The organism is Primorskyibacter sedentarius (assembly GCF_004342065.1).
GTDB lineage: Bacteria > Pseudomonadota > Alphaproteobacteria > Rhodobacterales > Rhodobacteraceae > Primorskyibacter > Primorskyibacter sedentarius.
The window spans coordinates 59,847-86,424 of record NZ_SLZU01000010.1 but is presented as its reverse complement, the minus strand read 5'-3'; the positions used below and the strand labels follow the sequence as shown (position 1 = coordinate 86,424).

Here is a 26,578-nt window from a genome sequence, read left to right as displayed (position 1 = left end):
TTCGTTTACTCCGCCACGTTGTCCGGCACATTGCCGAGGGCCGGTTCCCGGCGCCGCGAGATCGCCGCAACATCGCTTTCGGCAGCCAAGGCAGAGACCACGGAATGCAGATGTTCGGCGTCCCGTAGTTCCACACCAACCAGAAGTCGGTAAAAATCCGGTTTGCGATCGACAAATTCCATGTCGGAGATATTGGCCTTCTGCTCGCCAATCAATGTGCAAATACGCCCCAGGACGCCGGCATCGTTGCCGATGGTCAGATCCAGGGTCACGGTGTAGATCGCCGGGTGATTTCCCGAATGCCAATGCAGGTCCAGCCAACGGTCGGGCTGGTCCTCATAGGCGGCAAGCGTCGGGCAATCGATGGCATGCACCACGACACCCTTGCCGCGTTGGGTCAGCCCGACGATGCGCTCTCCGGGAAGCGGCTGGCAGCAGGGCGCGCGCTCGAACCCCTGACCGGGCGCAAGACCGATGACGGCGCGTTTGGGTTCGATGCTTTCACCCTCTGCCGGTGCAAGATCGGGATAAACGGCCTGAACCACGGCGCGCACCGAAAGCTCGGCACTGCCCAGCCGGGCCAGCAGCGTTTGCCTGTCTTCCAGCCGAAGCGTCCGTGCTGCGGTGTCAAGCGCCTTGTCGCTGGCCTTCTTGCCGACATGTTCAAACCCGGAACGTGCAAGCTCCCGACCCAGTTTGATGAACCTTTCGCGGTCCACTTCACGAAGTGCGCGGCGAATCGCGGACTTGGCCTTGCCGGTGATCGCGATTTCCAGCCATGTGGCCTGTGGCACCTGCCCCTCGGCCGTGATGATCTCGACCGACTGGCCATTCTTCAGGCGCGTCCACATCGGCACGCGCAGCCCGTCTACCTTGGCCCCCACACAGGCAGACCCGATCCGGGTGTGGATCGCATAGGCAAAGTCCAGCGGCGTGGCACCGCGGGGCAGTTTGACCACGTCGCCCTTGGGGGTAAAGCAGAAGACCTGGTCGGAATACATCTCCAGCTTCACGGCTTCGAGGAATTCGTCGTGATCCTCCTCGGCGTTGAACTGTTCGGTAAGCGACGAAATCCACTTTGCAGGATCGACGGCAAAGGGGTTTTCGGACCGCACCCCGTCGCGATAGGACCAATGCGCGGCAACGCCGGTTTCGGCCACGTCATGCATCTGCTGGGTGCGGATCTGCACCTCCACCCGCTTGCCGTCGCGCCCCGACACCGTTGTATGGATCGACCGGTAGCCGTTGGATTTGGGTTGGCTGATATAGTCCTTGAACCGGCCGGGCACCGCGCGCCACCGCTGGTGGATCGCACCAAGTGCGCCATAGCAATCCGCCTCTGACCGGGTGATGATGCGGAAACCGTAGATGTCGGACAGGCGGGAAAAGCCCATCTCTTTTTCCTGCATCTTGCGCCAGATCGAATAGGGTTTCTTCGCCCGGCCATAGACCGTTGCATCAATCCCCGCCTTCGCCAGCTCCTTGCGCATGTCGCTGGTGATGCGATGCACAACGTCGCCGGTTTCTTTCTGCAAGGTGATGAAGCGCCGGATGATGCTGGCGCGGCCCTCGGGATTGAGCACGCGGAAGGCCAGATCCTCAAGCTCTTCGCGCATCCACTGCATGCCCATCCGGCCCGCGAGCGGGGCATAGATGTCCATTGTCTCGCGGGCTTTCTGGACCTGCTTCTCGGGGCGCATCGCCTTGATGGTGCGCATATTGTGCAGGCGGTCGGCCAGTTTGACCAGAATCACCCGCAGATCCTTGGACATCGCCATGAAGAGCTTGCGGAAATTCTCGGCCTGCTGGGTCTCGGTCGAGGAAAGCTGAAGATTGGTCAGCTTCGTAACGCCGTCCACCAGCATGGCGACCTCGTCACCGAATTGCTGCGAGATTTCCGAATAGGTGGATTTGGTGTCTTCGATCGTGTCGTGCAGCAGCGCCGTGATGATCGTGGCATCATCGAGCTGCTGTTCTGTCAGGATCGCGGCGACAGCCACGGGGTGCGTGAAATAGGGCTCGCCAGAACGGCGCATCTGACCTTCATGCATCCGAAGGCCGTAATCATAGGCCTTCCGGATAAGCTTTTCATTGGTCTTTGGGTTGTAATTGCGAACCAGCGCGATCAGGTCTTCCGCCGCGATCATGCCCGATTCCCTTGTCGCTAGAGCGCGATCAGCCCTGGCCTTGAGCTTCCATCAAAGCACGCAGCAGTTTTTCCTCGGACAGGTCGTCCTCGGCCGGTTTGTCGGCCTCGGCACCCATCAGAAGGGCCATTGCATCGTCTTCGGGCTCGTCCACCTCGATCTGGGTCTGGTTCGACTCGATCAGGCGTTCACGAAGCTCGTCGGCGGACTGTGTCTCGTCCGCGATCTCGCGCAGGGCGACAACGGGGTTCTTGTCATTGTCGCGATCCACGGTGATCGACGCACCGGAAGAGATCTCACGAGCACGATGCGCCGCAAGCATTACCAGTTCGAACCGGTTCGGTACCTTGTCTACGCAATCTTCGACGGTCACGCGTGCCATTAAAATCTCCGTGGTTTTTCATAACACCCTGGGAAGGGGAGGTTGTAATCGGGCCTGCCGGGAATGACAAGACGCGATTCAAATGGGGACGATCTCGTTTACTGCGGATTCGGGTAATTCGGCGCAAAGCTCTGCGACGGATTGTCCCAGTACGGGGTGCCGCCAATCCGGCGCGACGTCACGAAGAGGAATTAAGACAAAGGCGCGATCCTGCAGGCGCGGATGTGGGAGAATCAGCTGATCGGGCGCTTCAAGGCGCTGGCGATCCCCGTCGAGAAGGCGCCAAGCCTCGTAGGTTTCAACGTCCGGGCGAATAGTACTGCCTGCGGCCACAAGATCCAAATCCAGCGTGCGCATACCCCACCGAGTGGCGCGAGATCGGCCAAATTCCGCCTCAATCGCGTGTAAGTTGTGCAATTCTCCGCTTATGGAGTGCTCTGACGACCGCAAGACCAGCGCGGCGTTAACGTAGTCCGGCCCGGCGCCGGCAGGGAAACAGGGGGTCGCGTAAAATCGGCTTACGGCTCTTATCTCGCGCCCCGAAAGCGCTATCGCGCGCAAGGCGGCGGCGACCGTTTTTTTTGCATCCCCATATTGTGATCCCAGATTTGACCCTACGGCAATCAGCAATTCTTGATTGATTTTTGCTATCTTGCTATCATTTACGTCAGGTCTACGGGCTTGAAGCATTCGAATAAATCCTTAATCCTTGTTCATCCGGTTTTACCTGGATCACCACTCACAAAATACATCTTGGTAAGGCCCCTAGTTTATCGGAAGGACATTTGATGTTTTACAAAGACGAACGGCTCGCGCTGTTCATCGATGGATCAAACCTATACGCCGCAGCGAAGGCGCTTGGGTTTGACATCGACTACAAGCTTCTTCGGCAGGAGTTTGTGCGCCGGGGTAAGATGCTCCGTGCTTTCTACTACACTGCCCTGCTGGAGAACGACGAATACTCCCCTATTCGTCCCCTGGTTGATTGGCTTCACTACAATGGGTTCACCATGGTGACGAAGCCGGCGAAAGAATACACAGACAGCCAAGGCCGCCGAAAGGTCAAGGGCAACATGGATATCGAGCTTGCCGTCGATGCCATGGAGCTTGCGCCGCGCGTCGATCATATTGTGCTTTTCTCCGGCGACGGCGATTTCCGTCCGTTGGTCGAGAGCCTTCAGCGGCAGGGCGTCCGCGTTTCGGTCGTTTCGACGATTCGCAGCCAGCCTCCGATGATCGCGGACGAGCTTCGTCGCCAGGCCGACAATTTCATCGAGCTTGACGAGCTGAAGGAAGTGATCGGGCGGCCGCCGCGTGACACGACATCAGCCGAGCGCGGCTTTGAGGTTGCCAGCAACAGCTGATCTGCGCGATGCGCACATGACGAACGATTGGGATGCAAGTTCAGGAACGGCGGCCAGTGTGCCGCCGTTTTTCATTTCTGGCGGCAGCGACACTGGACGCAGCGCGCCATGGGGCTTACCTGTGACCGCAGCAGGAGATGCCGATGACCAAACCGACCCTTACCCTCTACCTTGCCGCGCCGCGCGGGTTCTGCGCAGGCGTGGACCGCGCGATCAAGATCGTCGAGATGGCTCTCGAGAAATGGGGGGCACCTGTCTATGTCCGCCATGAAATCGTGCATAACAAGTTCGTGGTCGACGGGTTGCGCGCAAAAGGGGCGGTCTTCGTTGAAGAGCTGGATCGCTGTCCGGATGACCGGCCGGTGATCTTTTCTGCGCATGGGGTGCCCAAGGCAATCCCGGCAGAGGCCGCGCGGCGCGAGATGATCTATGTCGATGCGACCTGTCCGCTTGTGTCCAAGGTGCATATCGAGGCGCAGCGCCATGCCGATAACGGTTTGCAGATGGTGATGATCGGCCATGCCGGACACCCGGAAACCATCGGGACGATGGGGCAGCTGCCCGAGGGCGAGGTTCTTCTGGTCGAGACCGTGGAAGATGTGGCGGCACTGGATGTGCGCGACCCGTCGAGCCTTGCATTTGTTACCCAGACCACGCTCAGCGTGGATGACACGGCAGAGATCGTCGCGGCGCTCAAGGCGCGCTTTCCGGCCATCGTGGGGCCCCACAAGGAAGACATCTGCTACGCCACCACGAACCGGCAGGAGGCCGTGAAGAACATCGCGCCTGATTGTGACGCGCTTTTGGTTGTCGGCGCGCCCAACTCCTCCAACTCCAAACGTCTGGTCGAAGTTGCCCGCAAAGCCGGTTGCACCTATGCGCAGCTTGTCCAGCGCGCTGCGGATATCGACTGGCGCGCGCTTGAAGGCATCGGCTCTGTCGGTGTGACGGCCGGGGCCAGCGCGCCCGAGGTCCTGATTGACGAGGTGGTGAACGCCTTCCGCGTCCGTTACGAAACAACGGTCGAGATCGTGGAAACCGCGCAGGAGAACGTAGAGTTCAAGGTTCCGCGCGTGCTGCGCCAGACGGCCTGAGCCGCGTTGAAGGGGGAGCATCCAGCCGTGACAATCCCAAGGCCCGCACTTGTTCTTGGTCTGCTCGGGCTGATCCCGTTCCTTTTCGGTGCGGGGTTGCATCTCAGCCCGGCGCCCGAGGTCGCCCCCGACAGCTACCCTCTGCTGGTGCCGGGGGATGGGGTGAAAATCCTCGCCAGCTACGGTCTGGTCATCTTCTGTTTCATGTCGGGTGTCCTTTGGGGGTTCGCCGCCGCGCCCGGAAAGGCATCCGGCGCGCTGCCCTACATCCTTTCCGTCATACCGGCGCTTGCGGCCTTCTTTGGCGCGGCACCCCACATCTTTGGAACGTCGCAGCCTTCCGACGCGCTTCGCACGTTATTGGTGCTGTTTCCCGCCCTGATCATACTGGATTGGTATTTTGTGCGCGTCTCGCTCGCCCCGCCGTGGTGGCTTCGGTTGCGCCTGCTTCTGACGGCTGTCGTCACCGCATGTCTGGCGATCGGAGTTTCCCTGTGACCGATGACAAGACACTGGCGGTTTACGACGAAAAGGCTGGCGACTACGCCCGGCTGATCGAGAAAGATGAGGCCCCGACCGGGTCACTGCGGACCTTCCTTGCGAGGCTGCCAGCGGGTGGGCGCGTTCTGGACCTTGGCTGCGGGCCGGGCACCTGGGCACGCCACATGCTGCAGGCGGGCTTTGAGGTTGACGCGATTGACGGCTCGCAGGGCATGGTGGATGAGGCATCCCGCATCCCCGGCCTGAATGTCCGGCGTGCCATGTTCGATGATATCGAAGCTGCGTCTCTTTATGACGGGATCTGGGCCAATTTCAGCCTGCTGCACATCCCAAGGGCAGAGCTGCCGGGCGTGTTGGATCGTTTGACGCGTGCGCTGCGCCCCGGTGGCATCCTGCATATTGGCCTGAAAGAAGGGCAGGGCGAGGCGCGAGACAGTCTGGACCGGTTCTATACCTACTACACGGTCGAGGAGATAACCGCGCTGCTCGCCAGCAGGGGCTTTTCTGTCAGCGATCTTCGCACAGGTGCGGACAAAGGGCTTGACGGCGCGGTCGCGGCTTGGTTCACCCTGACCGCTCATGGCTGAACTTTTTGCATATACCGATGGCGCGTGCAGCGGAAACCCCGGCCCGGGAGGCTGGGGTGTCCTGATGCGCGCGATGGACGGCGACAAGATCGTCAAGGAGCGCGAGCTGCAAGGCGGCGAAAGCGACACCACTAACAACCGGATGGAGCTTCTGGCCGCGATCAACGCGCTGGAAGCGCTGGGGCGGCCAAGCCAGATCACGATTGTCACCGACAGCGCCTACGTCAAAAACGGCGTCACCACCTGGATTCACGGCTGGAAGCGCAACGGCTGGAAGACAGCTGCCAAGAAGCCCGTGAAGAATGTCGAGCTGTGGCAGCGGCTGGACGAGGCGCAGGCCCGGCATGACGTGACCTGGAAATGGGTCAAGGGCCATGCAGGCCACCCCGAAAACGAGCGCGCCGACGAGCTTGCCCGCGCCGGAATGGCCCCTTTCAAACCGTCACGCAGTTCCAGGGCCGGCGCGTGAGCTTGCTTGTCCTTCTGGACTATGCTGCCGTGCTGGTTTTTGCCCTGACCGGCGCATTGGTCGCAAGCCGCGCGCAGCTTGATATCGTGGGATTTGCCTTTCTGGCCTGCCTGACCGCAGTCGGGGGCGGCACGATCCGGGATGTGCTGCTGGATCGCGACCCTGTCTTCTGGATTGGCGCGCCCGCCTATATCGCACTCGCCGTTGTCGCCGCCATTGTGGTGTTCTTCGGCGCACATCTTCTGGAAAGCCGCTACCGGGCGCTGCTGTGGCTGGATGCCTGCGCGCTTGCGGTGGCGGTTGCCGCGGGCACCGGTGTGGCGCTGTCGATGGAGCAATCGCCGCTGGTTGTGGTGCTCATGGGCATGATCACAGGCTGTCTGGGCGGGTTGATGCGCGATGTTGTCTGCAACGAGGTGCCACTGGTTCTGAAGGCGGGCGAGCTATACGTCACGGCGGCCTTTGCAGGCTCCATCGCGGCCGTGATCGCGCATATGACAATCGGCACGGAATGGGTGGTCGTGGCCTCGGGCGCGGGGCTGACGCTTGCGTTGCGGGCGGGATCCTTGGCGTTCGGGTGGCGCCTGCCGGTCTATCGCAGCCGTCCACCCAGGGTGTGAATGCCCAGCGGGACTGATACTGAGTGACTGGGCAAGCAGGTCGGTTCCGACCGTTACTTCCGGAAATACGTCCGCCAGAGCCAGATCAGCAGCATTGCCCCCAGAACGGCCCCGACAAGGCCGGCCAATGCGCCAGAGACGACCAGCAGAAACCTCAGGACAAGCCCGCCGATCACGGCCCCGGCCATGCCGATGACAACCGTGGTGATCACGTCCGTTTCAAGACGCATCAGCCGCGTCGCCAGGAACCCTGCGGCGGCACCAATGATGATCAGCCAGACAACGGGCATTCGCTCTGTCCTATTTGCGCCAGTGGGTCGGGACGATGATGAGCGCCCCGATCGAAGATGCAAGGGCGTTCAGCCCCGGAGAGCCGAAACCGATCCCGAACATAAGCCGCACGAAATAGGCAAGAAACGCGCCGCCGATACAGATGATGATGCTTTGAAGGATGCCATTATGGGTAAAGCCGGTGCGTTCGGACACATATCCGACGATCCCCGCGATAACGACAGTGCCGATCATGGTGGGAAACATGGGTGTCAGCCTCCTAGCTGTGTGTCGGCGGGAATAGGGTTGCCGCGCAGGAATGTCCCGACGTCCTGCGCGCCCTTGCCCGCCCGTTGCGCACGGGTGACGCGCAGCGCGCCGCTCCCGCATGCCACTGTGAACGCATCATCCAGGGTCGTCCCGGCGGGGCCTTCGCCTGCCACCAGCGTTGCACCCAGCAGCTTGATCCGCTCGCCCTCAACCGTGGTCCAGGCCCCCGGGAAAGGCGCCAGCCCCCGGATCAGGCGACTGACCTCCTCGGCGGGAAGGGTCCAATCGATCGCCGCCTCGGCCTTGTCGATCTTGCTGGCATAGGTGACGCCTTCTTCGGGCTGCGGTTCCGGCGCGAGGTTGGGCAGGTTGGCCAAGGCCTCGGCAATGGCTTTGGCGCCTATTTTTGACAGGCGGTCGTGCAATTCGCCCGTTGTTTCCTCGGCACCAATAGGCGTGGCGCGGCGCAGCAGCACCGGCCCGGTGTCCAGACCTGCCCCCATCTGCATGATGCAGATGCCGGTTTCCGCGTCGCCTGCCATGATCGCACGATGGATCGGCGCAGCCCCCCGCCAGCGGGGCAAAAGCGAGGCGTGAATGTTCAGGCAGCCATGCCGCGGCGCATCCAGTACCGCCTGCGGAAGAATGAGCCCATAGGCCACGACCACCGCGACATCCGCCTCTAGCGCCGCGAATTTCGCCTGCTCCTCGCCGGATTTCAGGCTGGCCGGGTGCCTGACCGGCAGCGCCAGTTCGGCCGCGCGGGCGTGAACCGGGGTCGGGCGATCTTTCTTGCCCCGACCGGCCGGGCGCGGCGGCTGGCAATAGACGCAGGCGATGTCGTGACCGCCACTGACAAGGGCATCCAGCACCGGCACCGAAAACTCGGGCGAGCCCATGAACACGATCCGCATGCTGATCACTCCTTTAACTTGGCAACGCCGCTCCGGAAGAGCTGAGGCCGGTCGCCAGCCCCAGTTCCGGGTTTTGTCCTACCGGCCGAGCTTGCGCGCCTTGCGAAGCAGAACATCCCGTTTCACCTTGCTCAGGCGATCAAAATACATCCGACCGTTCAGATGGTCGATCTGGTGCTGCACCGAGGTCGCCCAAAGCCCGACGAAATCACGCTCTTCAATCGCGCCTTCGGCATTCAGAAACCGGACCGTCACGGCGCGTGGACGGGTGATCCTGGCCGACACCCCCGGCAGGTTCGGGCTCGCCTCTTCATGCTCGCGCGGCTGGGTGGAGGCATGCAGCACCTCCGGATTGGCCATACGCGCCGCCTGACCGCGTGTTTCCGACGCATCGACCACGGCCAGCCGCAACATCACGCCGATCTGCGGGGCGCCAAGGCCCACGCCCGGCATTGCCTCCATCGTGTCGATCATGTCCTGCCAATGGGCGCGGATATCGTCAGTGATGGACCCGACCGGGGCTGCCGGGGTCCGCAGGCGCTTGTCGGGCCAGGGAAGGCAGCGGCGAACGGTCACGCGCGGGCCTTCTCGCGTTTCAGCTTCTGCATCTTGCGCGTGATCATCTGGCGCCGAAGGGGCTTGAGGTAATCGATGAAGAGCTTGCCCTCAAGGTGGTCGATCTCGTGCTGCACGCAGGTCGCCCAAAGCCCGTCAAAGCCCTGTTCCTGCGGGTTGCCGTCACGGTCCAGCCAGCCGACACGCACCTCTCGCGGGCGCTCGATCTCGGCATATTGGTCAGGGATGGACAAACAGCCTTCCTCATAGACGTTCAGATCGTCCGAGCTTGCCAGAATCTCGGGGTTGAACATGACAAGGGGCTGGGGGGCCGCGCCCTCTTCCTTGACGCAATCCAGCACGATCAGCCGGTCCAGAATACCGATCTGGGGCGCGGCAAGCCCGATGCCCGGCGCGTCATACATGGTTTCCAGCATGTCGTCTGCAAGCACGCGCAGCTCGTCCGAGATATCGGCGACGGGTTTGCAGACCTTCTTCAGGCGCGGATCGGGGTGTATGAGAATAGGCCGTTTCATGGCAGTCATTTAGGGGATGAGACGCAAAGGCGCAATATCCGGTGCTTGCACTCGGGCCGCAATAGGCTAGCGTCCGACAGGTCGCGCGCACCTGTGCCCGTTACGCCGAAATACACCTGAAGGAGCTGTAGATGCTTGCCAATTTCGACCGTCTCATCGATCGCCGCGGGACCCACTCTTCAAAATGGGACGCGATGGAGCCTCTTTTCGGGGTTTCGTCCGATGATGGTCTGGCGATGTGGACCGCAGATTCGGACTATCCCACCGCGCCCTGCGTCATCGAGGCCGTGCGCGCCGCAGCCGATCCCGGCATCTTCGGGTATTTCTTCGACGACAGCGACTATCACAACGCGATCTGCTGGTGGATGGAGCATCGCCACGGATGGAAGATCGATCCCGACTGGATCCTGACGAGCGCGGGGCTTGGCAATGCCATCGGACTTTGTCTGGATGTCTATACCGATCCGGGTGACAGCGTCGTCATCTTCTCGCCGGTTTATCACGAATTCGCCAACAAGATCGAACGCGCCGGGCGTCAGGTGAGGGAGATCCCGCTCGTCCTTGCCGATACGCGCTACGAGATTGATCTGGACGCCGCGCAGGCGCAGTTGACCGGCGCCGAGAAGATGCTGATCTGGTGTTCACCGCAAAACCCCTCGGGCCGGATCTGGTCCGCCGATGAATTGCGCGCCGTGGCGGAATTTGCGCGTGCCAACGACCTGATCCTGTTGTCGGACGAGGTGCATCACGATCTGATCATGCCGGGACACCGCTTCGTGCCATTGAACGTGGCCGCACCGGAGGCTCGTGACAGGCTGGTCGTGCTGACCGCCGCGTCCAAGACATTCAATATTGCGGGCCAGCGTACGGGAAACATGATTATCCCCGACGCCGCGCTTCGCGACGCCATGCTCAAACGGATGAAGGCGCTTGACCTCAGCAGCAACCGCCTTGGCGTGGAGATGGTCACAGCCGCCTACTCACCCGAAGGCGCCGCGTGGGTTGATGCGCAGGTCGCCCATCTCAATCGCAACCGCGAAACCTTTGACACGATGATCAACGCGATCCCCGGCGTGAGGTCCCTGCCATTGGAGTCCACCTATCTGGCCTGGGTGGATTTCTCGGGCACCGGTATGAGCTTTGCAGAGGTGGAGGAACGCGTGAAGGGGCGCGCGCGCATCGCGGCCAGCCCCGGCCCGGCCTTCGGTCAGGGGGGGGAGACCTTCCTGCGGTTCAACCTTGCGACGCAGCATGCCCGCGTCGACATGGCGGGCGCGCGGCTGCAAGAGGCCTTCTCGGACCTGCAATAGCGCACATGGACACGCCGCCCCGGCCCCTATCCGGCCGGGTCGGCGCAGACTTGCGGATGTGCACATCTTTGCGGAAAACGTGGGCGGACCCCTGTTTCTGTTCGTGTCCGCACAAATCCTGCGCGCCCATCGGCCTTCCCTGATCTGCGTGAAGCGCTAAATTCCCCGACAACGCAGCAAGCAGGAGTAGGGAAATGGGCCTTCTGGTCGATGGAAACTGGCAAGACCAATGGTACGATACCAAATCCAGCGGGGGCAAATTTGTCCGCTCCGAGGCGAGCTTTCGCAACTGGGTGACCGCGGATGGCAGTGCCGGACCAAGCGGCGAGGGCGGTTTCAAGGCAGAGTCGGGGCGGTACCACCTCTACGTCTCTTATGCTTGCCCCTGGGCGCATCGCGCGCTCATCTTCCGTGCTTTGATAGGTCTGACGGATCACATCGGCGTCAGCGTCGTCGATCCCGACATGTTGTCCGACGGGTGGGAGCTGAAATCCGCCTTCCCCGGTGCCACCGGTGACAAGCTCTACGGCGCGACATTCCTGCGAGAGATCTACCTCAAGGCCAAACCGGACATGACGGGTCGGGTGACGGTGCCTGTCCTCTGGGACATCGAGCGCGAAACTATCGTGTCGAACGAAAGCGCGGAGATCATCCGCATGTTCAACAGCGCCTTCAACGAGGTCACTGGCAATCACGATGATTACTGGCCCGAACATCTGCGCGCCCCGATCGAGCCGGTGAACGCGCGGATCTACGACACGGTCAATAACGGCGTCTACAAGGCCGGTTTCGCCACTTCGCAAGAGGCCTATGACGAGGCCGTGCATCCCCTGTTCGACAGTCTCGACTGGATCGAGGACATCCTGTCGCGCAACCGCTACCTGATGGGGGACCGGATCACCGAGGCAGACTGGCGCCTTTTCACCACGCTGGTGCGGTTCGACAAGGTCTATCATACGCATTTCAAGTGTAACCGGCAGCGGATCGTGGACTACCCCAACCTGTGGGCCTATGTCCGCGAGCTGTACCAATGGCCCGGCGTCGCCGAGACGGTCAACTTCGACCATATCGTGCACCATTACTACTACAGCCACGACACCATCAATCCGCACCGGATCGTGCCGATCACCGCGGACCCGGATTTCCATGCAGCGCCAAACCGCGAAAGGCTCAGCGCCGCTTAATTCTGTTCGTTCCGGCCGTAGTGCTCGACCATCGCCGCCAGATCATCTGGCGGCGTTTCGCTTTGAAGGTAAGCACAAGCATTGGAGCAATGCTGGAAAATCGACCCGTCCGAGAAGAAGGACGTGTTCGTAACGAAAATTGCCTTGGCCTTTGGCTGGCGGTAGCTTGCGAAATCTGCAATGGCCATGGCGCTTCCGTCGTCAATCACCAGGTCCAGCACAAGCACATCCAACTCTACGGTTCTCAGCAGGTTAACCGCATCGTCCTGTGTTGTGACAAGCCAGACCTCGGCGCCCAATCGTTCAAGATGACTTTTCCAAATCTTTCCAAGCTCAGCTTTGCTTTCAACAATAAGCACATTCATTCATACACTCCGGCACTGCTCCCGCGCCGCCTCTGCGGGTAATCTGAAAGGTTTGATCATAACAAATGGTTAACGTCAGCGTAAACTTCGTGTCCAAAGCGTGAATCCGCTCAAGGATCCACATAATGCTCCTGCATTATGTGAAAAGACGCTCTGAGGCAATTATATCCTTCGGGCGAAATATGCGCCCGCACCGGGCGCTTTGCCTGCAAGGGTCTGACAAGAGGACGAAATAATGCGCTTCACCACCATCGCAGCGGCAGTGCTTTCTGCTGGTTCGGTCTCTGCCCAGACAGCATGTGGCGGCGATTTCTCCGGTTTCGTGGCCGATCTGAAAACCGAAGCCGTCGCCATGGGGCACGATTCGGGCGTGGTTGAGCGCTTTTTCGCACCGGTTCGGCTGGACCCGGCCGTCATCAAGGCAGACCGCGCGCAAGGGGTGTTTCAGCTTGATTTCATCGATTTCTCGCGGCGCCTGATCAGCCAGAACCGTATCGAAAACGGAAAGCGCGCGGCGCAGGAACACGCCGCTGTCTTTGACCGGATCGAGGCCGAATACGGCATCAACCGTGGTGTCTTGCTGGCGTTCTGGGCGTTCGAGACGGATTACGGAAACTATCAGGGCGACTTCAACACCGCAAATGCGCTGGTCACTTTGGCGCATGATTGCCGCAGGCCACAGCTGTTCCGCCCGCAGATATTCTCGGCGCTGGAGCTATATGAGAAGGGCGACTTTGACCCCGCGACCACGACCGGCGCATGGGCTGGCGAGATCGGCATGGTCCAGATGCTGCCCGGCGACATCCTTGAACATGGCGTCGATGGGGATGGGGACGGGCATGTGACGCTCAAGACTTCTGCTCCCGATGCGCTCTTGTCCGGGGCAAAGATGCTGCGCGGTCTGGGCTGGCGGGCAGGGGAGCCGTGGCTGCAGGAAGTCACCGTTCCGAAGGACCTCGACTGGTCCCTGACCGGCACGGACAAGACGCTCAGCGTGGCTGAATGGCAGGCGATGGGCATCCGCGCGCGGGCGGGCGAACTGGCCTCAAGCGACCTTGCGGCGCAGATCATCCTACCACAGGGGAGCAAGGGCCCGGCCTTCATCGCCTACCCGAATTTCAACGTCTATTTCGAGTGGAATCAAAGCTTCGTCTACGTGCTGACAGCCGCCTATTTCGCGACCCGACTGGAAGGCGCGCAGGTCTATGCCGCAGGCACTCCTGAACCCGGCCTTTCGGGCGAACAGATGAAGCAGCTTCAAGAAAAGCTGGCCCAACGCGGTTACGACGTGGGCAAGATCGACGGGATCCTGGGCGCAAACACCCGCTCTGCCGTGCAGGACATGCAGCAAAAACTGGGCCTGCCCGCAGATGCCTGGCCGACGCCGCGCTTGCTGGAGAGCCTCTAGTTTCTTTTCGCGCACGAAGATGGGATAAGGCGATAATTTAAAAGAAGTCAGTGTAAGGGGCGAGTGTCAATGACGACCTATTCGGTTGAAGGTTTTGTATTGCGGGCCGACGTAGAAAACGGCGCCTTCATAGGAATTGAGCCACGCGACTTTGTTTTGGTTGATGTCAGCGCGACGTATGATGCGTCCTTCAGCTACATGATCAGTGATCTTAATCCACCATCCGACCGTGTGCCGAATGTTTACCTCAATACCCTGAACGGTATCACCTTGGGCTACCAAGTTGATGGGGCGTCGACAGGCTATAATGTGCTGCAGAAGTATCCAGGGATATCGGAAGATTACGATCTTGGACGATTGTTCTGGGATGGCAAGACGTCAACTCTCTTTGAGTTTCGGCGTGAGACGGCAGAAGAGTATCAGTTCTCTGTCTTTACGATCGGCGGGGCAGAGCTGCCGGAAATCAAAGACGCTCGGGACTTGGCTGCGTTTGACGAGTTGATTACCGGTGAAGGTCGCGTGCCGACAGGGGATCCACTTGCGCCCGATGTGGAAATTGATTTTGCCGGTATCCCGGGAGTTTCGATTTCCGAAGATGATCGGTTCTCTCTATCGATTTACCCTTATGTGGATGGAGGCGTCGGTGACGATGAGTTCTACTATTCCGGCGGCCTTGCAATCGTTGAAGGTGGCGAAGGGCGCGACACACTGATCATAACGTCGTGGGACAGCTCGGACGTGGAGCAATTTGCACTGGTGGCTGGTGGGGTCTCGATGAGCTTCTTCGATCGTCAGTTCGATCACGTCACGGCGCGTGGGATTGAAACATTTCAGTTCGGTAGGGAGGGTTCTGCCTCGGTGATCGAGACTTTCACCTTTGATGAAATACGAATTCTCGCGTCGGCGGACCCCCTGATCTTGCGCGGTACCAACGCGGCTGAACAGCTGTCGGGGGATACGGGTGACGACCGTCTGGTTGCGCTTGCGGGCGACGATACGCTGGAAGGTGGCGACGGGCGGGATACGCTCAACGGTGGCGCTGGGGACGACCGGATCACAGGCGGTGCGACGTCAGATGATCTGAGGGATGTGGTTTATGCCGGGGCGGGGGCCGACTATGCGAATGGCGGCCATGGCAATGACAGGATCCATGGCATGGACGGGAATGACACCTTGCTGGGCGGCTTTGGGGCGGACGTGCTTGTCGGGCAGGAAGGCGACGATGTGTTGAGTGGCGGACTGCTGTCCGACGAGGTGTCCGGCGGGCCGGGTGACGATTTCCTGAACGGTGGGTTCGGGTTTGACCGGCTCAAAGGCGGCAGTGGCGCTGACAAGTTCTTTCACGTCGGCCTAGCCAGCCATGGGCGCGACTGGGTGAAAGACTATTCTGCGGCCGAGGGTGACGTTCTGCTATTCGGCGGGGACCGAGCCGCCACGGGGGACGACTTTCTCATTCAGCTTGCCAACACCACTTGGGCGGGCGCCGCTGATGTTGCCGAAGCCTTCATCACCCATCTCCCGACAGGCACCAGGCTTTGGTCACTGATTGACGGTGCTGCAGAGGATTACATTACCATTCAGGTCGCCGGAGGGTCCGCCTACGATCTGACGTTCTAACGCGAGCGTTACGGGGGGCCGATTTAAAACGTCAGTCATGGCTACAAACGAAAGCGAGGGCGGCATTGGCCACCCTCGTTTCATTCACACGGTCTTTTATAGTGTGGTGGTTTAGGCTTGCTTACGCTTGCGGCGCAACAGCCCGAAAGCCGCGAGGCCACCTGCCAGAAGCGGCAGGCCCGCAGGAAGTGGCACGGGCGGGATTTCGTCGCCGGTCACTGTAACGTAATCAATCTGGTACCCTTGGTCCTTGGTGTTGGAAATCGTCCAGAGCATGATATTGAACAATGCATTTTCAGCGCCCGAGATGCCTACATTAGTAACGTGGAAGCTGCTTCCGGAGCCGTTTTCCTGGAAAACATGAGTCCATGCGTTCAGGTCGTCCATCGCAGGAGCTGGATCAAGCGCCCAAGACAGAAAGAGGTCGTCTGCGATACCATTTTGCGATTGAGCGCGCCACCTGAACTCAACCGAGATGTTCTCATAGCCGGTGGCGTCGATCACCATACTGGAAGCGGCGGCGTCAGGGCCGTCACCTTCGAGCACGTCACGAAGCAGCAACTTATTGCTCAGAACGGATACGTCGTTGGAAGACTTCTCCAATTCGCTCCAGCCGTTCCCGACATCTCTTGCGATGTGCTCGGACCGTGTGAAATCATCTTGGAAGATAACGGCCGCAGCAGCATCACTGGCGAAACCTGCCAGCGCGACCGCGACGGCTGCAGCGATACAGCTGATACGAAATGACATAACTAATCCACTCCAAAAACTCAAACATAAGTGTCCACTCACCTAATTCATACGGATTGTCAAAGGCTTCGGCAAGCTGAATGCGCTGAAGGCTACACAACCATTAAGGGTGCTGGAGCGAGGTTAGCTCGCTTTCTCCTGGGGAGGCGTTATCTCAATCCCTGAGCTGTCTGGCGCAAGGCTCTCCGGGTGACGATCATTTCCCGTCAGTGAAGAGAACCTCATAACGTTCTAGGATTTAGAGAAAATAAAAAAAATTGGTGCTAACGACGCCAAGCACCAGTCCGGAGTGCAGCATGCGTTCAGTCAGTTGGACTCGTTTGAAGGCGCGTCTTAGTCGCTGTTCATGCAATCCCTTTGGCTCGGACGTGCGAGGATCGCAACAGATTGGGCATCAATCGTGAACAACAGGCCGCGCCGCTTCGTAGCAATTCGCGACTCGTTTTGCGCCGACTGCGCGCGACCTGCGTTTCGGAGCGTTTGTATCGCCTTGGCGTGCGGGCCCGCGTGGTGGGAAATGACAAAGGGCCAGGCGCGATTGCGCCCGGCCCTGTTGCGGTCTTTGTAAGGCGGGATCAGCCTGCGATCAGACCCATCGATTCCAGCTTCAGGATGACCTGATGCGCGCAGTTGTCGACATCGACATTCTCTGTCTCGACAACAAGCTCGGCGTTTTCAGGAACGTCGTAGGGGTCAGAAATCCCTGTGAATTCCTTGATCTTGCCTTCGCGTGCCAGCTTGTACAGGCCCTTGCGGTCGCGGCGTTCGCATTCCTCGATCGACGTTGCGACATGCACCTCGATGAAGGCACCAAAGGCTTCGATGTCCTCGCGGACAGCGCGGCGCGTGGTGGCATAAGGCGCGATGGGCGCACAGATGGCGATCCCGCCGTTCTTGGTGATCTCGGACGCGACATAGCCGATGCGGCGGATGTTCAGGTCGCGGTGCTCTTTCGAGAAACCCAGTTCCGAAGACAGGTTCTTACGAACGATATCACCATCCAGCAGCGTCACGGGGCGGCCACCCATCTCCATCAGTTTGACCATCAAAGCGTTGGCAATGGTGGACTTGCCGGAGCCGGAGAAGCCGGTGAAGAACACGGTGAAACCCTGCTTGGAGCGCGGCGGCTTCGTGCGGCGCAGTTCCTTCACGACCTCGGGGAAGGAGAACCATTCGGGGATTTCCAGACCTTCCGCCAGACGGCGGCGCAGTTCTGTGCCCGAGATGTTCAGGATAGTGATCTTGTCCTTGTCTTCAATCTCGTCGATGGCCTCATATTGGGCGCGTTCCTGCACCCAGACCATGTGCTTGAAGTCCACCATTTCACAGCCGATTTCCGACTGATTTTCACGGTAGAGTTCCTGCGCATCGTAGGGGCCGTAGAAATCTTCGCCGGCAGAGTTCTTGCCGGGGCCGGCGTGGTCGCGGCCGACGATGAAATGCGTGCAGCCGTGGTTGGCGCGGATCAGACCGTGCCAGACAGCTTCGCGCGGGCCGGCCATGCGCATGGCAAGGTTCAGCAGCGACATGGTCGTGGTGGATGCCGGATACTTGTCCAGAACGGCCTCGTAGCAGCGAACGCGGGTGAAGTGATCCACATCGCCGGGCTTTGTCAGGCCGACAACCGGATGGATCAGCAGGTTGGCCTGCGCTTCTTTCGCGGCGCGGAAGGTCAGTTCCTGGTGCGCGCGGTGCAGCGGGTTGCGGGTCTGGAAGGCCACGACCTTGCGCCAGCCCAGCTTGCGGAAATAGGCGCGCAGCTCGTTCGGGGTGTCGCGGCGTGCGCGGAAATCATAGTGGACAGGCTGCTGGATGCCGGTAACCGGACCGCCGAGGTAGATCTTTCCCGCGTGGTTGTGCAGGTAGTTCACGGCCGGATGCGCGGAATCGTCTGCGCCAAAGACCTTCTCGGCCTCGCGTGCCTTGTTCGGCTCCCATTTGTCGGTGACGGTCATGGTGGCGAGGATCACGCCTTCCTGATCGCGCAGGGCGATGTCCTGACCGACTTCGACTGTGTCAGCGAATTTCTCGGTCACGTCCAGGGTGATCGGCATCGGCCACAGCGCGCCGCTCGCGAGGCGCATGTTCTCGACGACGCCGTTGTAATCCTCTTCCGAAAGGAAGCCCTTGAGAGGGTTGAAGCCACCGTTCATCAGCAGTTCAAGGTCGCAGATCTGACGCGGTGTCAGGTCATGCGAGGTCAGCTCTCCGGCTTCGATCTTCAGCTTCTGGGCGCTCTCGTAGGAGACGTAAAGCTCCGGGATGGGGGCGAGGTTGTTTTCCATGAGGTTACTCCTGTACTTGATAGGGACAAGACCGCTTGCAGTGCCGGTCAGTTCGGCATGCAAGGCGTCGTATTCAGCGAATTTACGGGCAAGGAAACGGTCAGCGAGACGCAGCTTTTCGCCCGCTCCGCGCATGGTCAGCGCGTAGGTAAAGCGTTGGCGGCGATCTGGGCCCGGGCGGGTGGTCTTTGTGACGAACCCGGCTTCCGTCGCTGCGCGCAGGTAGGAATTGAGCCGACCCAGTGAGATACCCAACGCTTCTGCCGTGGCGCGCTGCGATGCTTCCGGCGCCAGATCAAGCTGGCGCAGAAGGCGGAAGAGCTGGTCTTCTTCCGGCAGTGCAGATTTGGACAAAAGCGAACTCATTACAGGCGACTCAAAGTGTGTTCATCGCTGAACGCATCGCATATCCCGCACATTCGGGAAAGGGTTTTCTTCTGCCCGCCGCGGTTTTGTGCCTGCGTTGCTGAAAGGCAACTGGTGAAATTGACAGGTCGGCGGCGTTACGCCTCGAACCCCCAGCCATCCGGCGTGAAGCCATGCGAAAGTGCGACCCGCGTCGCGACTTCCTCGCCCATCCAGATGCTGGCTGCCGAAATGGCCTGATCGGACAGTGTCGCGACAAGGTAGGGGGCGCCGTCATCTTCGACGAATTCACAGTCATAGCCATCGCGGCTGAGAGCGTCGGCAAGCGCACGCCAATCCGCGTCGTCTTCGGCGGGCAGGAAGAAATAGTCGACATCCGCCGTGTCCGGCAGGTCATTTGCGTCAGACAGTTCTGCATAGTTTGCAAATGTCTGGGCCTTCTGGGTGTCGAAGTCATGAGACATGGAAGGGCTCCATCAAAAAGTGACCCCGGCGCTGGGGCCGGGGTGAATGTCGTTGAAACGGGGGGGGGCTTTATTCGGCGGCCGGGGCGCTGGCTTCTGCCTCTGCCTCCACTGTTGCCGGATGCTCTGCCAGAAAACGTTCGGCATCCAGCGCGGCCATGCAGCCCATCCCGGCGCTGGTCACGGCCTGCCGGTACTTGTGGTCGGTCAGGTCACCTGCCGCGAAGACGCCGGGCACAGAGGTTTCCGAGGTGCCGGGTTTGACCGTTACATAGCCGCCATTGTGCAGTTCCAGCACGTCCTTGACCAATTCATTGGCAGGGGCATGTCCGATGGCAACAAAGACGCCCTTTGCCGGGATCTCCGTGATCGCGCCGGTCTTGACGTGTTTGACCTTGATGCCTTCGACACCCAGTGGCGTGTCCGTGCCGGTGACTTCGACCAGTTCGTGATCCCAGAGCGGTTCGATCTTGGGGTTCTTCATCAGCCGGTCAATCAGGATCTTCTCGGCCCGCAGCTCGTCCCGGCGATGCACTAGCGTCACCTTGGAGGCAAAGTTCGTCAGGAAGAGCGCCTCTTCCACGGCCGTGTTGCCACCGCCGATCACGACAATCTCCTGCCCGCGATAGAAGAACCCGTCGCAGGTGGCGCAGGCGGAAACACCGAAGCCCTTGAACTTCTCTTCGGACGGAAGGCCCAGCCATTTCGCGCGGGCGCCCGTCGCCAGGATCACCGCCTCGGTGATATAGGTGTTGCCGCTGTCGCCCTTGGCCACGAACGGACGCTTGGACAGGTCAAGACTGGTGATGATGTCGCCGACAATCTCGCAGCCCATCGCCTTGGCGTGCGCCTCCATCCGGACCATCAGATCGGGGCCCTGAACCTCGGTGTCGCCGGGCCAGTTTTCAACTTCGGTGGTGGTGGTCAGCTGGCCACCCGGCTCGATCCCCTGAACCAGAACGGGGTTCAGCATGGCGCGCGCGGCGTAAACGCCCGCCGTATACCCCGCAGGGCCGGAGCCGATGATAAGAACCTTGATATGGCGCGTCTGGGACATGGGGCAGCTTCCTTGGCTTGAATTCTCGGGGGGGCTTGAAGCCCCTGCGTTGCCCCTGCATATAGAGATGCCACGCCGCGACGAAAACCCTTCTGCGATACGTCCGTCGGCAGGCCCGCCCAATTTCCGGATCGTTTAATATAGTTGCGCAACCGTGAAATATTATTGCGTGTGCGACGTTGGTGGTATAACTATCCGGCAGCTTTGGGAGAGCATGAAGGATGCGTGCTGTGCGGCTTGATCCAATTGATCGCAAGATTTTGTCAGAACTGCAGGCCGATGGCCGGATGACCAACGTGGAACTGGCCAAACGTGTCGGGATTTCAGCGCCGCCCTGTCTGCGGCGTGTGCGCACTCTGGAAGAGCAGGGCTATATCCGCGGCTACCACGCCGATATCGACCCCAGAGAGCTTGGTTTCGAAGTGCAGGTCTTTGCCATGGTGGGTCTTCAAAGCCAGGCAGAGGCTGATCTGCGCGCGTTCGAGGATCGTTGCCGCGCCTGGCCCCTGGTGCGCGAGTGTCACATGCTGAACGGCGAGGTGGATTTCATCCTCAAATGCGTGGCGCCGGATCTGAGCACCTTTCAGACCTTCCTGACATCCGAACTGCTGACAGCGGAAAACGTGGGTTCGGTCAAAACCTCGCTGGTGATCCGCGGCGCCAAGGATGAACCCGGCGTGCCCTTCGAAGTGCTGGAAGATCGGCTGAGCCGCAGCGCCTGACGCAGGGCGGCGCAGGCCCCCCTTACAGTCGGATGGCAGAGATCAGGCGGCCGTAATCGGCCTCCTTGGCATGGGTCGTGCGCCGGTAGGAATAGAAACGTTCCTCATCCGAATAGGTGCAGTGCCGCGTCCACTCTGCCGTGACGCCTGCCTCTCGCAGCCGGTGCAGCCCGAACCCCGTCAGATCGAAATGCAGCCGGTCGCCCTGCCCATTGGCAAAGAAGCGGGCATATTGCGGGTCTTCCATCAGGAAGGTGTCAAGAAACTCTGCCCCGACCTCATAGGCGCGCTGACTGATCGACGGGCCGATGACTGCCTGTATCCGGGCGCGTGTCGCACCCAGCTCTTCCATGGCGTCGACCGTTGCCTCCAGCACGCCTTCAAGCGCGCCGCGCCAGCCGGCATGGGCCGCGCCGATCACCCCGGCCTCCCGGTCGGCAAACAGGACAGGCTGGCAATCCGCGGTCAGGATGGACAGGGCAATTCCGGGGGTGTTCGTGACCAGCCCGTCGGCTTTCGGGCGGGGGCCGTCCTGCGCGCCGTCAACCCGCACCACGTCCGCAGAATGCACCTGATGCACCGAGGCAAGCATTGCAGGCTCCACGTCCATTGCCTGGGCCACGCGCGCGCGATTGATGGCCACGATCTCTGACTGGTCCGACGATCCCTGCCCACAGTTGAGCCCGGCAAAGACGCCCGAGGATGCGCCGCCACGACGAGTGAAAAACCCGTGTTTCAGCGGGGCCAGAGTGTCAGCGGTGATGATTTCCAAAGTCATGCGTCCAGTCCCGGCAAAGGTGGGGCGGATTGCGGAAAGAGGCCCAGCACTTTGAACAGCGTCCCCATTTCCGCAGGGTGCGTCAACCTGCGATGTGCGGTTATATGCGATTCCAGAGGCTCTCCGCTCAGACCCTTGGCCAATTGCTGCGCGCGTGCCGTGATCCCAAGCCGTTCAAGGAACACGCCCTGGGGCGTCAGGCGGGTATGGGCGGATGGCGTCGCAAGGGCCAGCGCCTCGAAATCCACATGCGCGGTCAGGTCCGCCTCGCCGGGCGCGGCGAGCGGGTCGACAGGGGCGTGGGACTTCATCGCCTGCAAAGTATCCCCAAGGCTGTGCCAGTCGCCGTAATCAACGATCAGCGCAGCGCCACCGTGATCGGCAATGCGCTGTCCGATGTCGCGGATCATCGCCGTCGCGGCGGGGCAAAGCTCGACCAGATCACCGTCGCGCGTATCCTCTATCCGGTCCTGCAGCGCGGCGACCGGGGCAGGGGCCGCAAGGCCGAATTGCAGACCGTCCTCGGACAGCCCGACGCACCGTTCGCGCCACGCCGCACCGTCGCGCACAAATTGGCGGATCGGCAGCGCATCGAAGAATTCATTCGCCACCAGCCACAACGGCCCATCTGGTAGCTCTGCCGTGCGTTCCAGCCATTGCGGGGCGTATCCTTTCAGCGTGTCCGCCTGCGCCTTGCGCAACGTGGCCGAAGCCTCGACAAGGCAGATCCGCGCCGCATCGTGAAAACCCGGTATTCTCGCCGTGGCGCGCAGGATATCCGCCATCAGCGTCCCGCGCCCCGGCCCCAGCTCGGCCAAGGTGAATGGCGCAGGCGCGCCCTGATCCAGCCAGCTTTGCGCAAGGCTCAGGCCGATCAGCTCGCCGAACATCTGGCTGATTTCGGGGGCGGTGGTGAAATCGCCCTTGGCCCCCAAAGGGTCGCGGGTCGCGTAATAGCCGTGGTTGGGATGCAGCAGGCAGTCGGCCATGAAATCGGCCACGGGGATCGGACCATCGGCCGCGATCCGCGTTCGCAAAAGGCGCATCAAGGGTGTCACGCGCGCACCATCCGCCGACGGGCAAAGGCGATCAGCGCAATGCCTGCGGCAATCATCGGCAAGGACAGCAATTGCCCCATCGTCAGACCGTAGCCATTCAGCTGAACAGCTAGTCCCAGCGGGTTGCCGGGTGCCACGAATTGCATGTCAGGCTGGCGGAAGAATTCCACGATGAAGCGGGTACAGCCATAGCCTGCAAGGAACGTGCCGGTCACCTGTCCGGGCAGTTTCAGCGCGCCGCGTCGCCACGCAAGCCACAGCAGGATCGCGCCAAGCAGCAGTCCTTCCAGCGCGGCCTCGTAAAGCTGCGACGGATGGCGGGCGCAAAGCTCACCGATTGCCTGACCGCAATTCTGCGCGGCATCAGATGGGAAGATCACACCCCAGGGCGCATCGGTCGGCCGCCCCCAAAGCTCTGCATTCACGAAATTGGCGATTCGACCCAGCAGAAGGCCCGGCGGTGTGGCCAGCGCCATGATGTCGGCCACCGACAGGACGCGCGCCCCGACCCGCCTCGCAAAGAGGAAACCTGCAATGGCGACGCCCAGCATCCCGCCGTGGAAGGCCATGCCCCCCTGCCAGATCATCGGGATCTCGGCCGGGTTTGAAAGGTAGTATCCGGGTTGGTAAAACAGCACGAAACCCAGCCGGCCGCCCAGAATAATGCCCAGGATGACCCAGGTCACCAGATCTTCGAGCTGTGCGGGCGTCATCGGCGCGTTGTCTGCAGGCCACAGCCGCGCGCACCGCACGGCACGCACCGCCAGAAACCACCCGATCAGGATGCCCGCGATATAGGCAAGCGCATACCAGCGCAGCGCGAATTCGATCCCGAACAGGGTGATCGAAAAGACCTCTGGCGAGAGGGGCGGGAAGGGGATGCCTGCGTTCATGTGCGTCTCTGTGCCTCTGTCCATCGGGGGAAGTCAACCTTGTGATATGCCTCCCCGAGGCCCATATAGTCGATGAACCAAATGCCGGAGTGACACATGCAGACCCGCAACAAAGTTTTCGACGATATCTCGCAGCTGATGACCAACGCCATGGGCGTGGCCCAAGGTGCCAAGCAGGAGGCGGAGACCGCGATGAAGTCGATGATGGATCGCTGGCTGGCCGACCGCGATTTCGTCACCCGCGAGGAATTCGACGCGGTGCGCGCCATGGCCCAGAAAGCGCGGGAAGAAAATGATGCGCTGGCCGCCCGTATTCAGGCACTGGAAAACGCCGCGAAAAACGGCTGAACGACTTAGGAGGCGCGGGCGCCGGTCAGCGGTGCGCCCCGCTATAGCCCGGCGGCGTCAGCAGCTTTCGAAACATGGCTTCGACATGGGTATGTGCGCCCGCCCATGCAGCATCGCTGTCGGGCATCAGCACATCTACCTGCGCCTCGAAGTCTGCGTAATGCTGTGTGACCGCCCAGATCGAGAAAATCAGGTGCCCCGGATCAACCGGGGCAAGCTTGCCGCGCCGCACCCATTCGGCGATCAGGTCGCATTTTCGGTCGAACAGTGGTTTGAGCCCTGAGGCCAGATGCGGCCCGATGCGCGGGGCGCCCTGGATGATCTCATTGGCAAACAGGCGGCTCTCGCGGGGATAGGCGCGGCTCATCTCCAGCTTGCGCGCGATGTAAGTCATCAGCTCGTCCAGCGGTTCGCCCTCGGGGTTCATCTCTTCAAGCGGCGCCAGCCATTCGGCCATCAGCGTGTTGAGCAAATCGACATGGATCGCCTCTTTCCCGTCGAAATAGTAAAGAATATTGGGCTTTGACAGCCCTGCCTCCTGCGCGATCTGGTCCAGGGTGGCACCGCGAAAACCGTGTTGCGAAAACACGTTGAGCGCTGCGTCCATGATGCGCTTGCGGTTCCGTTTCTGGATCCGGCTCAGTTTTGGCGCCGTGGGCAAAGACGTGCCGTCATCCATGAATTTTTTCCTGCCGATCGATTGTGCAAAATGCCTTTTCTGCGGGCGCGGTCCGGGGAAGCTTCGAAGTCAATCCTTGACACAAATTGGCGCCCTTGCAATCGTGCCTTTACCAAATGGTAAAAAACATGCGCCTTCGTGGCAAGCATTAACGCCCTATCCCCGATCCTGACTGTCGGGGCGCGGCAAGGGCAGGTGGTTGAACGCAAGCAACAGGGGATGGCGAGATGGCAGCACCGGGCGAGAACCTTCGGATCAATGGCGACCGGCTTTGGGACAGCCTGATGGAGATGGCCAAGATCGGTCCCGGCGTGGCGGGTGGCAACAACCGCCAGACCCTGACCGATGAGGATGCCGAGGGCCGCACGCTGTTTGAGAAATGGTGCGAGGAGGCCGGCTGCACCATGGGGCTTGATACGATGGGCAACATGTTCGCGCGCCGAGAGGGGACGGATCCCGAAGCGCTGCCGGTCTATGTGGGCAGCCACCTTGATACCCAGCCCACAGGCGGCAAATATGACGGCGTGCTGGGCGTGCTGGGCGGGTTGGAGATTGTCCGCTCGCTCAACGACATGAACATCAAGACGAAACATCCCATCGTGGTTACCAACTGGACCAACGAGGAAGGCACGCGGTTCGCGCCTGCCATGCTGGCCTCTGGCGTCTTTGCGGGTGTCCACACGCAGGACTGGGCCTACGGGCGCGAAGATGCCGAGGGCAAGCGGTTCGGGGCAGAACTGGAGCGGATCGGCTGGAAAGGCGACGAAGAGGTCGGCGCCCGCAAGATGCACGCGATGTTCGAGCTGCATATCGAGCAGGGCCCGATCCTTGAGGCCGAGGGCAAGGATATCGGCGTTGTCACCCACGGGCAGGGGCTGTCGTGGACGCAGGTAACGGTGACCGGCAAGGACAGCCATACCGGATCGACGCCCATGCCGATGCGCAAGAATGCAGGCCTCGGCATGGCGCGGATTCTGGAACTGGTGGATCAGATCGCATGGTCGCACAAACCTGATGCGGTGGGCGCGGCCGGGCATATCGACGTCTACCCCAACTCGCGCAACGTGATCCCCGGTAAGGTTGTCTTTACCGTCGATTTCCGCTCGCCCGATCTGAGCGTGATTGAGGATATGGAGAAGCGCCTGCGGGAAGGGGCGAGCCAGATTTGCGCCGATATGGGGCTGGATGTGGCATTCGAGAAGACCGGCGGCTTTGATCCCGTGGAGTTTGACAAGGATTGCGTGGCCGCCGTGCGCAACGCCGCCGAACGTCTGGGCTATTCCCACCGGGATCTCATCTCGGGTGCGGGCCATGACGCCTGCTGGATCAACCAGGTCGCGCCCACCGCGATGGTCATGTGCCCCTGCGTCGACGGGCTCAGCCACAACGAGGCCGAGGAGATTTCCAAGGAATGGGCCACCGCCGGAACGGATGTGCTGTTTCACGCGGTCATTGAAACGGCGGGAATTGTTGAGTGACCTTTTGCCTCGCGGTTCCCGTCCCGGGCTTGACCCGGGACCTCTTGGCCAGCGTAGGGCAAGGTCCCGGGTCAAGCCCGGGACGGGGTTCACGTATTCCTAACACT

The 26,578-nt window shown here is 61.0% G+C and carries 30 protein-coding genes; 13 read left to right on the top strand and 17 right to left on the bottom strand.

Annotated features, from left to right (window positions below):
- Positions 1-5: 5 nt before the first annotated feature.
- The 3 genes from EDD52_RS14135 to folK all read right to left on the bottom strand — a co-directional run bounded on the left by EDD52_RS14135 (position 6) and on the right by folK (position 3,219).
- A complete protein-coding gene (locus tag EDD52_RS14135) occupies positions 6-2,147 on the bottom strand; it encodes a RelA/SpoT family protein (RefSeq protein ID WP_132246062.1) in 2,142 nt (713 codons plus the stop codon).
- Positions 2,148-2,175: 28 nt separating this feature from the next.
- Positions 2,176-2,529: a DNA-directed RNA polymerase subunit omega gene (gene rpoZ / locus EDD52_RS14130; protein WP_132246060.1), complete on the bottom strand. Its 354-nt coding sequence runs from the start codon at positions 2,527-2,529 to the stop codon at positions 2,176-2,178.
- A gap of 78 nt (positions 2,530-2,607) precedes the next feature.
- Entirely contained in the window at positions 2,608-3,219 is a 612-nt protein-coding gene (gene folK / locus EDD52_RS14125) for a 2-amino-4-hydroxy-6-hydroxymethyldihydropteridine diphosphokinase (protein ID WP_207906030.1), read from the bottom strand.
- 98 nt (positions 3,220-3,317) lie between these two features.
- Here folK and EDD52_RS14120 point away from each other — a divergent pair, with 98 nt between their 5' ends.
- The 6 genes from EDD52_RS14120 to EDD52_RS14095 all read left to right on the top strand — a co-directional run bounded on the left by EDD52_RS14120 (position 3,318) and on the right by EDD52_RS14095 (position 7,164).
- Positions 3,318-3,893 (top strand): LabA-like NYN domain-containing protein, encoded by a 576-nt coding sequence (locus tag EDD52_RS14120; RefSeq protein ID WP_132246058.1) that lies wholly within the window; start codon positions 3,318-3,320, stop codon positions 3,891-3,893.
- Positions 3,894-4,036: 143 nt separating this feature from the next.
- The gene (ispH, locus tag EDD52_RS14115; protein ID WP_132246056.1) at positions 4,037-4,987 is read left to right on the top strand and encodes a 4-hydroxy-3-methylbut-2-enyl diphosphate reductase; all 951 of its coding nucleotides are present in this window, start codon (positions 4,037-4,039) and stop codon (positions 4,985-4,987) included.
- Between the two features lie 27 nt (positions 4,988-5,014).
- Positions 5,015-5,485 carry a DUF3429 domain-containing protein gene (locus tag EDD52_RS14110; protein WP_132246054.1) on the top strand — a complete coding sequence of 157 codons (471 nt, stop codon included), beginning with the start codon at positions 5,015-5,017 and terminating at the stop codon, positions 5,483-5,485.
- The gene (locus EDD52_RS14105; RefSeq protein ID WP_132246052.1) at positions 5,482-6,075 is read left to right on the top strand and encodes a class I SAM-dependent DNA methyltransferase; all 594 of its coding nucleotides are present in this window, start codon (positions 5,482-5,484) and stop codon (positions 6,073-6,075) included. Before EDD52_RS14110 ends, EDD52_RS14105 begins: the two co-directional genes overlap by 4 nt.
- Complete coding sequence (gene rnhA, locus EDD52_RS14100) at positions 6,068-6,544, top strand: ribonuclease HI (protein WP_132246050.1); 477 nt, start codon at positions 6,068-6,070, stop codon at positions 6,542-6,544. The genes EDD52_RS14105 and rnhA overlap by 8 nt, the downstream gene beginning before the upstream one ends.
- Positions 6,541-7,164, top strand: a complete 624-nt coding sequence (locus EDD52_RS14095) for a trimeric intracellular cation channel family protein (RefSeq protein WP_132246048.1) — start codon at positions 6,541-6,543, stop codon at positions 7,162-7,164. The genes rnhA and EDD52_RS14095 overlap by 4 nt, the downstream gene beginning before the upstream one ends.
- A gap of 53 nt (positions 7,165-7,217) precedes the next feature.
- Here the strand turns inward: EDD52_RS14095 and EDD52_RS14090 are convergent, their stop codons facing one another.
- From EDD52_RS14090 to def (EDD52_RS14070), 5 genes are all read right to left on the bottom strand, one after another.
- Positions 7,218-7,454 (bottom strand): GlsB/YeaQ/YmgE family stress response membrane protein, encoded by a 237-nt coding sequence (locus EDD52_RS14090; RefSeq protein ID WP_132246046.1) that lies wholly within the window; start codon positions 7,452-7,454, stop codon positions 7,218-7,220.
- A gap of 10 nt (positions 7,455-7,464) precedes the next feature.
- On the bottom strand, positions 7,465-7,701 hold the full coding sequence (locus tag EDD52_RS14085; RefSeq protein WP_132246044.1) for a hypothetical protein: 237 nt from the start codon (positions 7,699-7,701) through the stop codon (positions 7,465-7,467).
- A 5-nt stretch (positions 7,702-7,706) separates the two neighbouring features.
- Positions 7,707-8,618, bottom strand: coding sequence for a methionyl-tRNA formyltransferase (gene fmt / locus EDD52_RS14080; protein WP_132246042.1), 912 nt, complete (start codon positions 8,616-8,618; stop codon positions 7,707-7,709).
- Positions 8,619-8,696: 78 nt separating this feature from the next.
- Entirely contained in the window at positions 8,697-9,194 is a 498-nt protein-coding gene (gene def / locus EDD52_RS14075) for a peptide deformylase (RefSeq protein WP_132246040.1), read from the bottom strand.
- Positions 9,191-9,709, bottom strand: a complete 519-nt coding sequence (gene def / locus EDD52_RS14070) for a peptide deformylase (RefSeq protein WP_132246038.1) — start codon at positions 9,707-9,709, stop codon at positions 9,191-9,193. Before def (EDD52_RS14070) ends, def (EDD52_RS14075) begins: the two co-directional genes overlap by 4 nt.
- A 131-nt stretch (positions 9,710-9,840) precedes the next feature.
- Between def (EDD52_RS14070) and EDD52_RS14065 the strand changes: the two genes are divergently transcribed.
- Together EDD52_RS14065 and EDD52_RS14060 are read left to right on the top strand one after the other, a co-directional pair.
- Positions 9,841-11,019, top strand: coding sequence for a MalY/PatB family protein (locus EDD52_RS14065; RefSeq protein WP_132246036.1), 1,179 nt, complete (start codon positions 9,841-9,843; stop codon positions 11,017-11,019).
- Positions 11,020-11,213: 194 nt separating this feature from the next.
- Positions 11,214-12,203, top strand: coding sequence for a glutathione S-transferase family protein (locus tag EDD52_RS14060; protein ID WP_132246034.1), 990 nt, complete (start codon positions 11,214-11,216; stop codon positions 12,201-12,203).
- On the opposite strand, the gene EDD52_RS14055 is transcribed toward EDD52_RS14060, so the two are convergent.
- The gene (locus EDD52_RS14055) at positions 12,200-12,568 is read right to left on the bottom strand and encodes a response regulator transcription factor (RefSeq protein WP_132246032.1); all 369 of its coding nucleotides are present in this window, start codon (positions 12,566-12,568) and stop codon (positions 12,200-12,202) included. The two genes, EDD52_RS14060 and EDD52_RS14055, sit on opposite strands and share 4 nt — an antisense overlap.
- A 235-nt stretch (positions 12,569-12,803) precedes the next feature.
- On the opposite strand from EDD52_RS14055, the gene EDD52_RS14050 reads away from it, so the two are divergent.
- Both EDD52_RS14050 and EDD52_RS14045 read left to right on the top strand, forming a co-directional pair.
- Positions 12,804-13,976 (top strand): lytic murein transglycosylase, encoded by a 1,173-nt coding sequence (locus EDD52_RS14050; RefSeq protein ID WP_132246030.1) that lies wholly within the window; start codon positions 12,804-12,806, stop codon positions 13,974-13,976.
- A gap of 69 nt (positions 13,977-14,045) precedes the next feature.
- Complete coding sequence (locus EDD52_RS14045; RefSeq protein ID WP_132246028.1) at positions 14,046-15,593, top strand: calcium-binding protein; 1,548 nt, start codon at positions 14,046-14,048, stop codon at positions 15,591-15,593.
- Positions 15,594-15,704: 111 nt separating this feature from the next.
- Here EDD52_RS14045 and EDD52_RS14040 read toward each other — a convergent pair whose 3' ends face one another.
- The 4 genes from EDD52_RS14040 to trxB form a co-directional block, all read right to left on the bottom strand.
- Positions 15,705-16,343, bottom strand: a complete 639-nt coding sequence (locus EDD52_RS14040) for a VPLPA-CTERM sorting domain-containing protein (protein ID WP_132246026.1) — start codon at positions 16,341-16,343, stop codon at positions 15,705-15,707.
- A 575-nt stretch (positions 16,344-16,918) separates the two neighbouring features.
- Positions 16,919-18,994 (bottom strand): bifunctional sulfate adenylyltransferase/adenylylsulfate kinase, encoded by a 2,076-nt coding sequence (locus tag EDD52_RS14035; RefSeq protein WP_132246024.1) that lies wholly within the window; start codon positions 18,992-18,994, stop codon positions 16,919-16,921.
- Positions 18,995-19,131: 137 nt separating this feature from the next.
- A complete protein-coding gene (locus tag EDD52_RS14030) occupies positions 19,132-19,458 on the bottom strand; it encodes a ribonuclease E inhibitor RraB (RefSeq protein WP_132246022.1) in 327 nt (108 codons plus the stop codon).
- Between the two features lie 70 nt (positions 19,459-19,528).
- A complete protein-coding gene (gene trxB, locus EDD52_RS14025; RefSeq protein WP_132246020.1) occupies positions 19,529-20,515 on the bottom strand; it encodes a thioredoxin-disulfide reductase in 987 nt (328 codons plus the stop codon).
- Positions 20,516-20,736: 221 nt separating this feature from the next.
- On the opposite strand from trxB, the gene EDD52_RS14020 reads away from it, so the two are divergent.
- Positions 20,737-21,237, top strand: a complete 501-nt coding sequence (locus EDD52_RS14020; protein WP_132246018.1) for an Lrp/AsnC family transcriptional regulator — start codon at positions 20,737-20,739, stop codon at positions 21,235-21,237.
- Positions 21,238-21,259: 22 nt separating this feature from the next.
- Here EDD52_RS14020 and pgeF read toward each other — a convergent pair whose 3' ends face one another.
- From pgeF to lgt, 3 genes are read right to left on the bottom strand one after another with little or no spacing between them, the layout of a single operon-like run.
- The gene (gene pgeF / locus EDD52_RS14015) at positions 21,260-22,015 is read right to left on the bottom strand and encodes a peptidoglycan editing factor PgeF (protein WP_132246016.1); all 756 of its coding nucleotides are present in this window, start codon (positions 22,013-22,015) and stop codon (positions 21,260-21,262) included.
- Positions 22,012-23,061 (bottom strand): class I SAM-dependent methyltransferase, encoded by a 1,050-nt coding sequence (locus EDD52_RS14010; RefSeq protein WP_132246014.1) that lies wholly within the window; start codon positions 23,059-23,061, stop codon positions 22,012-22,014. Before EDD52_RS14010 ends, pgeF begins: the two co-directional genes overlap by 4 nt.
- Before the next feature lie 8 nt (positions 23,062-23,069).
- Positions 23,070-23,966: a prolipoprotein diacylglyceryl transferase gene (lgt, locus tag EDD52_RS14005; protein ID WP_132246012.1), complete on the bottom strand. Its 897-nt coding sequence runs from the start codon at positions 23,964-23,966 to the stop codon at positions 23,070-23,072.
- Positions 23,967-24,062: 96 nt separating this feature from the next.
- Here lgt and EDD52_RS14000 point away from each other — a divergent pair, with 96 nt between their 5' ends.
- Positions 24,063-24,314 carry an accessory factor UbiK family protein gene (locus tag EDD52_RS14000; RefSeq protein ID WP_132246010.1) on the top strand — a complete coding sequence of 84 codons (252 nt, stop codon included), beginning with the start codon at positions 24,063-24,065 and terminating at the stop codon, positions 24,312-24,314.
- Between the two features lie 25 nt (positions 24,315-24,339).
- Here the strand turns inward: EDD52_RS14000 and EDD52_RS13995 are convergent, their stop codons facing one another.
- Positions 24,340-24,993: a TetR family transcriptional regulator C-terminal domain-containing protein gene (locus EDD52_RS13995; protein WP_243651947.1), complete on the bottom strand. Its 654-nt coding sequence runs from the start codon at positions 24,991-24,993 to the stop codon at positions 24,340-24,342.
- 227 nt (positions 24,994-25,220) lie between these two features.
- On the opposite strand from EDD52_RS13995, the gene EDD52_RS13990 reads away from it, so the two are divergent.
- Positions 25,221-26,471 (top strand): Zn-dependent hydrolase, encoded by a 1,251-nt coding sequence (locus EDD52_RS13990; protein ID WP_132246008.1) that lies wholly within the window; start codon positions 25,221-25,223, stop codon positions 26,469-26,471.
- The last annotated feature ends 107 nt before the right edge of the window (positions 26,472-26,578 follow it).

Coding starts and splice junctions, on each gene's coding strand:
- rnhA (WP_132246050.1), top strand. CDS start 6,068: ATGGCTGAACTTTTTGCATATACCGATGGCGCGTGCAGCGGAAACCCC.
- EDD52_RS14030 (WP_132246022.1), bottom strand. CDS start 19,458: ATGTCTCATGACTTCGACACCCAGAAGGCCCAGACATTTGCAAACTAT.
- EDD52_RS14000 (WP_132246010.1), top strand. CDS start 24,063: ATGCAGACCCGCAACAAAGTTTTCGACGATATCTCGCAGCTGATGACC.
- EDD52_RS14040 (WP_132246026.1), bottom strand. CDS start 16,343: ATGTCATTTCGTATCAGCTGTATCGCTGCAGCCGTCGCGGTCGCGCTG.
- lgt (WP_132246012.1), bottom strand. CDS start 23,966: ATGAACGCAGGCATCCCCTTCCCGCCCCTCTCGCCAGAGGTCTTTTCG.
- EDD52_RS14045 (WP_132246028.1), top strand. CDS start 14,046: ATGACGACCTATTCGGTTGAAGGTTTTGTATTGCGGGCCGACGTAGAA.
- EDD52_RS14060 (WP_132246034.1), top strand. CDS start 11,214: ATGGGCCTTCTGGTCGATGGAAACTGGCAAGACCAATGGTACGATACC.
- EDD52_RS14065 (WP_132246036.1), top strand. CDS start 9,841: ATGCTTGCCAATTTCGACCGTCTCATCGATCGCCGCGGGACCCACTCT.
- EDD52_RS14090 (WP_132246046.1), bottom strand. CDS start 7,454: ATGCCCGTTGTCTGGCTGATCATCATTGGTGCCGCCGCAGGGTTCCTG.
- pgeF (WP_132246016.1), bottom strand. CDS start 22,015: ATGACTTTGGAAATCATCACCGCTGACACTCTGGCCCCGCTGAAACAC.
- EDD52_RS14010 (WP_132246014.1), bottom strand. CDS start 23,061: ATGCGCCTTTTGCGAACGCGGATCGCGGCCGATGGTCCGATCCCCGTG.
- folK (WP_207906030.1), bottom strand. CDS start 3,219: ATGCTTCAAGCCCGTAGACCTGACGTAAATGATAGCAAGATAGCAAAA.
- rpoZ (WP_132246060.1), bottom strand. CDS start 2,529: ATGGCACGCGTGACCGTCGAAGATTGCGTAGACAAGGTACCGAACCGG.
- EDD52_RS14020 (WP_132246018.1), top strand. CDS start 20,737: ATGCGTGCTGTGCGGCTTGATCCAATTGATCGCAAGATTTTGTCAGAA.
- EDD52_RS14120 (WP_132246058.1), top strand. CDS start 3,318: ATGTTTTACAAAGACGAACGGCTCGCGCTGTTCATCGATGGATCAAAC.
- EDD52_RS14135 (WP_132246062.1), bottom strand. CDS start 2,147: ATGATCGCGGCGGAAGACCTGATCGCGCTGGTTCGCAATTACAACCCA.
- EDD52_RS13995 (WP_243651947.1), bottom strand. CDS start 24,993: ATGGATGACGGCACGTCTTTGCCCACGGCGCCAAAACTGAGCCGGATC.
- EDD52_RS14085 (WP_132246044.1), bottom strand. CDS start 7,701: ATGTTTCCCACCATGATCGGCACTGTCGTTATCGCGGGGATCGTCGGA.
- EDD52_RS14055 (WP_132246032.1), bottom strand. CDS start 12,568: ATGAATGTGCTTATTGTTGAAAGCAAAGCTGAGCTTGGAAAGATTTGG.
- fmt (WP_132246042.1), bottom strand. CDS start 8,618: ATGCGGATCGTGTTCATGGGCTCGCCCGAGTTTTCGGTGCCGGTGCTG.
- EDD52_RS14050 (WP_132246030.1), top strand. CDS start 12,804: ATGCGCTTCACCACCATCGCAGCGGCAGTGCTTTCTGCTGGTTCGGTC.
- EDD52_RS13990 (WP_132246008.1), top strand. CDS start 25,221: ATGGCAGCACCGGGCGAGAACCTTCGGATCAATGGCGACCGGCTTTGG.
- EDD52_RS14035 (WP_132246024.1), bottom strand. CDS start 18,994: ATGAGTTCGCTTTTGTCCAAATCTGCACTGCCGGAAGAAGACCAGCTC.
- def (WP_132246038.1), bottom strand. CDS start 9,709: ATGAAACGGCCTATTCTCATACACCCCGATCCGCGCCTGAAGAAGGTC.
- ispH (WP_132246056.1), top strand. CDS start 4,037: ATGACCAAACCGACCCTTACCCTCTACCTTGCCGCGCCGCGCGGGTTC.
- trxB (WP_132246020.1), bottom strand. CDS start 20,515: ATGTCCCAGACGCGCCATATCAAGGTTCTTATCATCGGCTCCGGCCCT.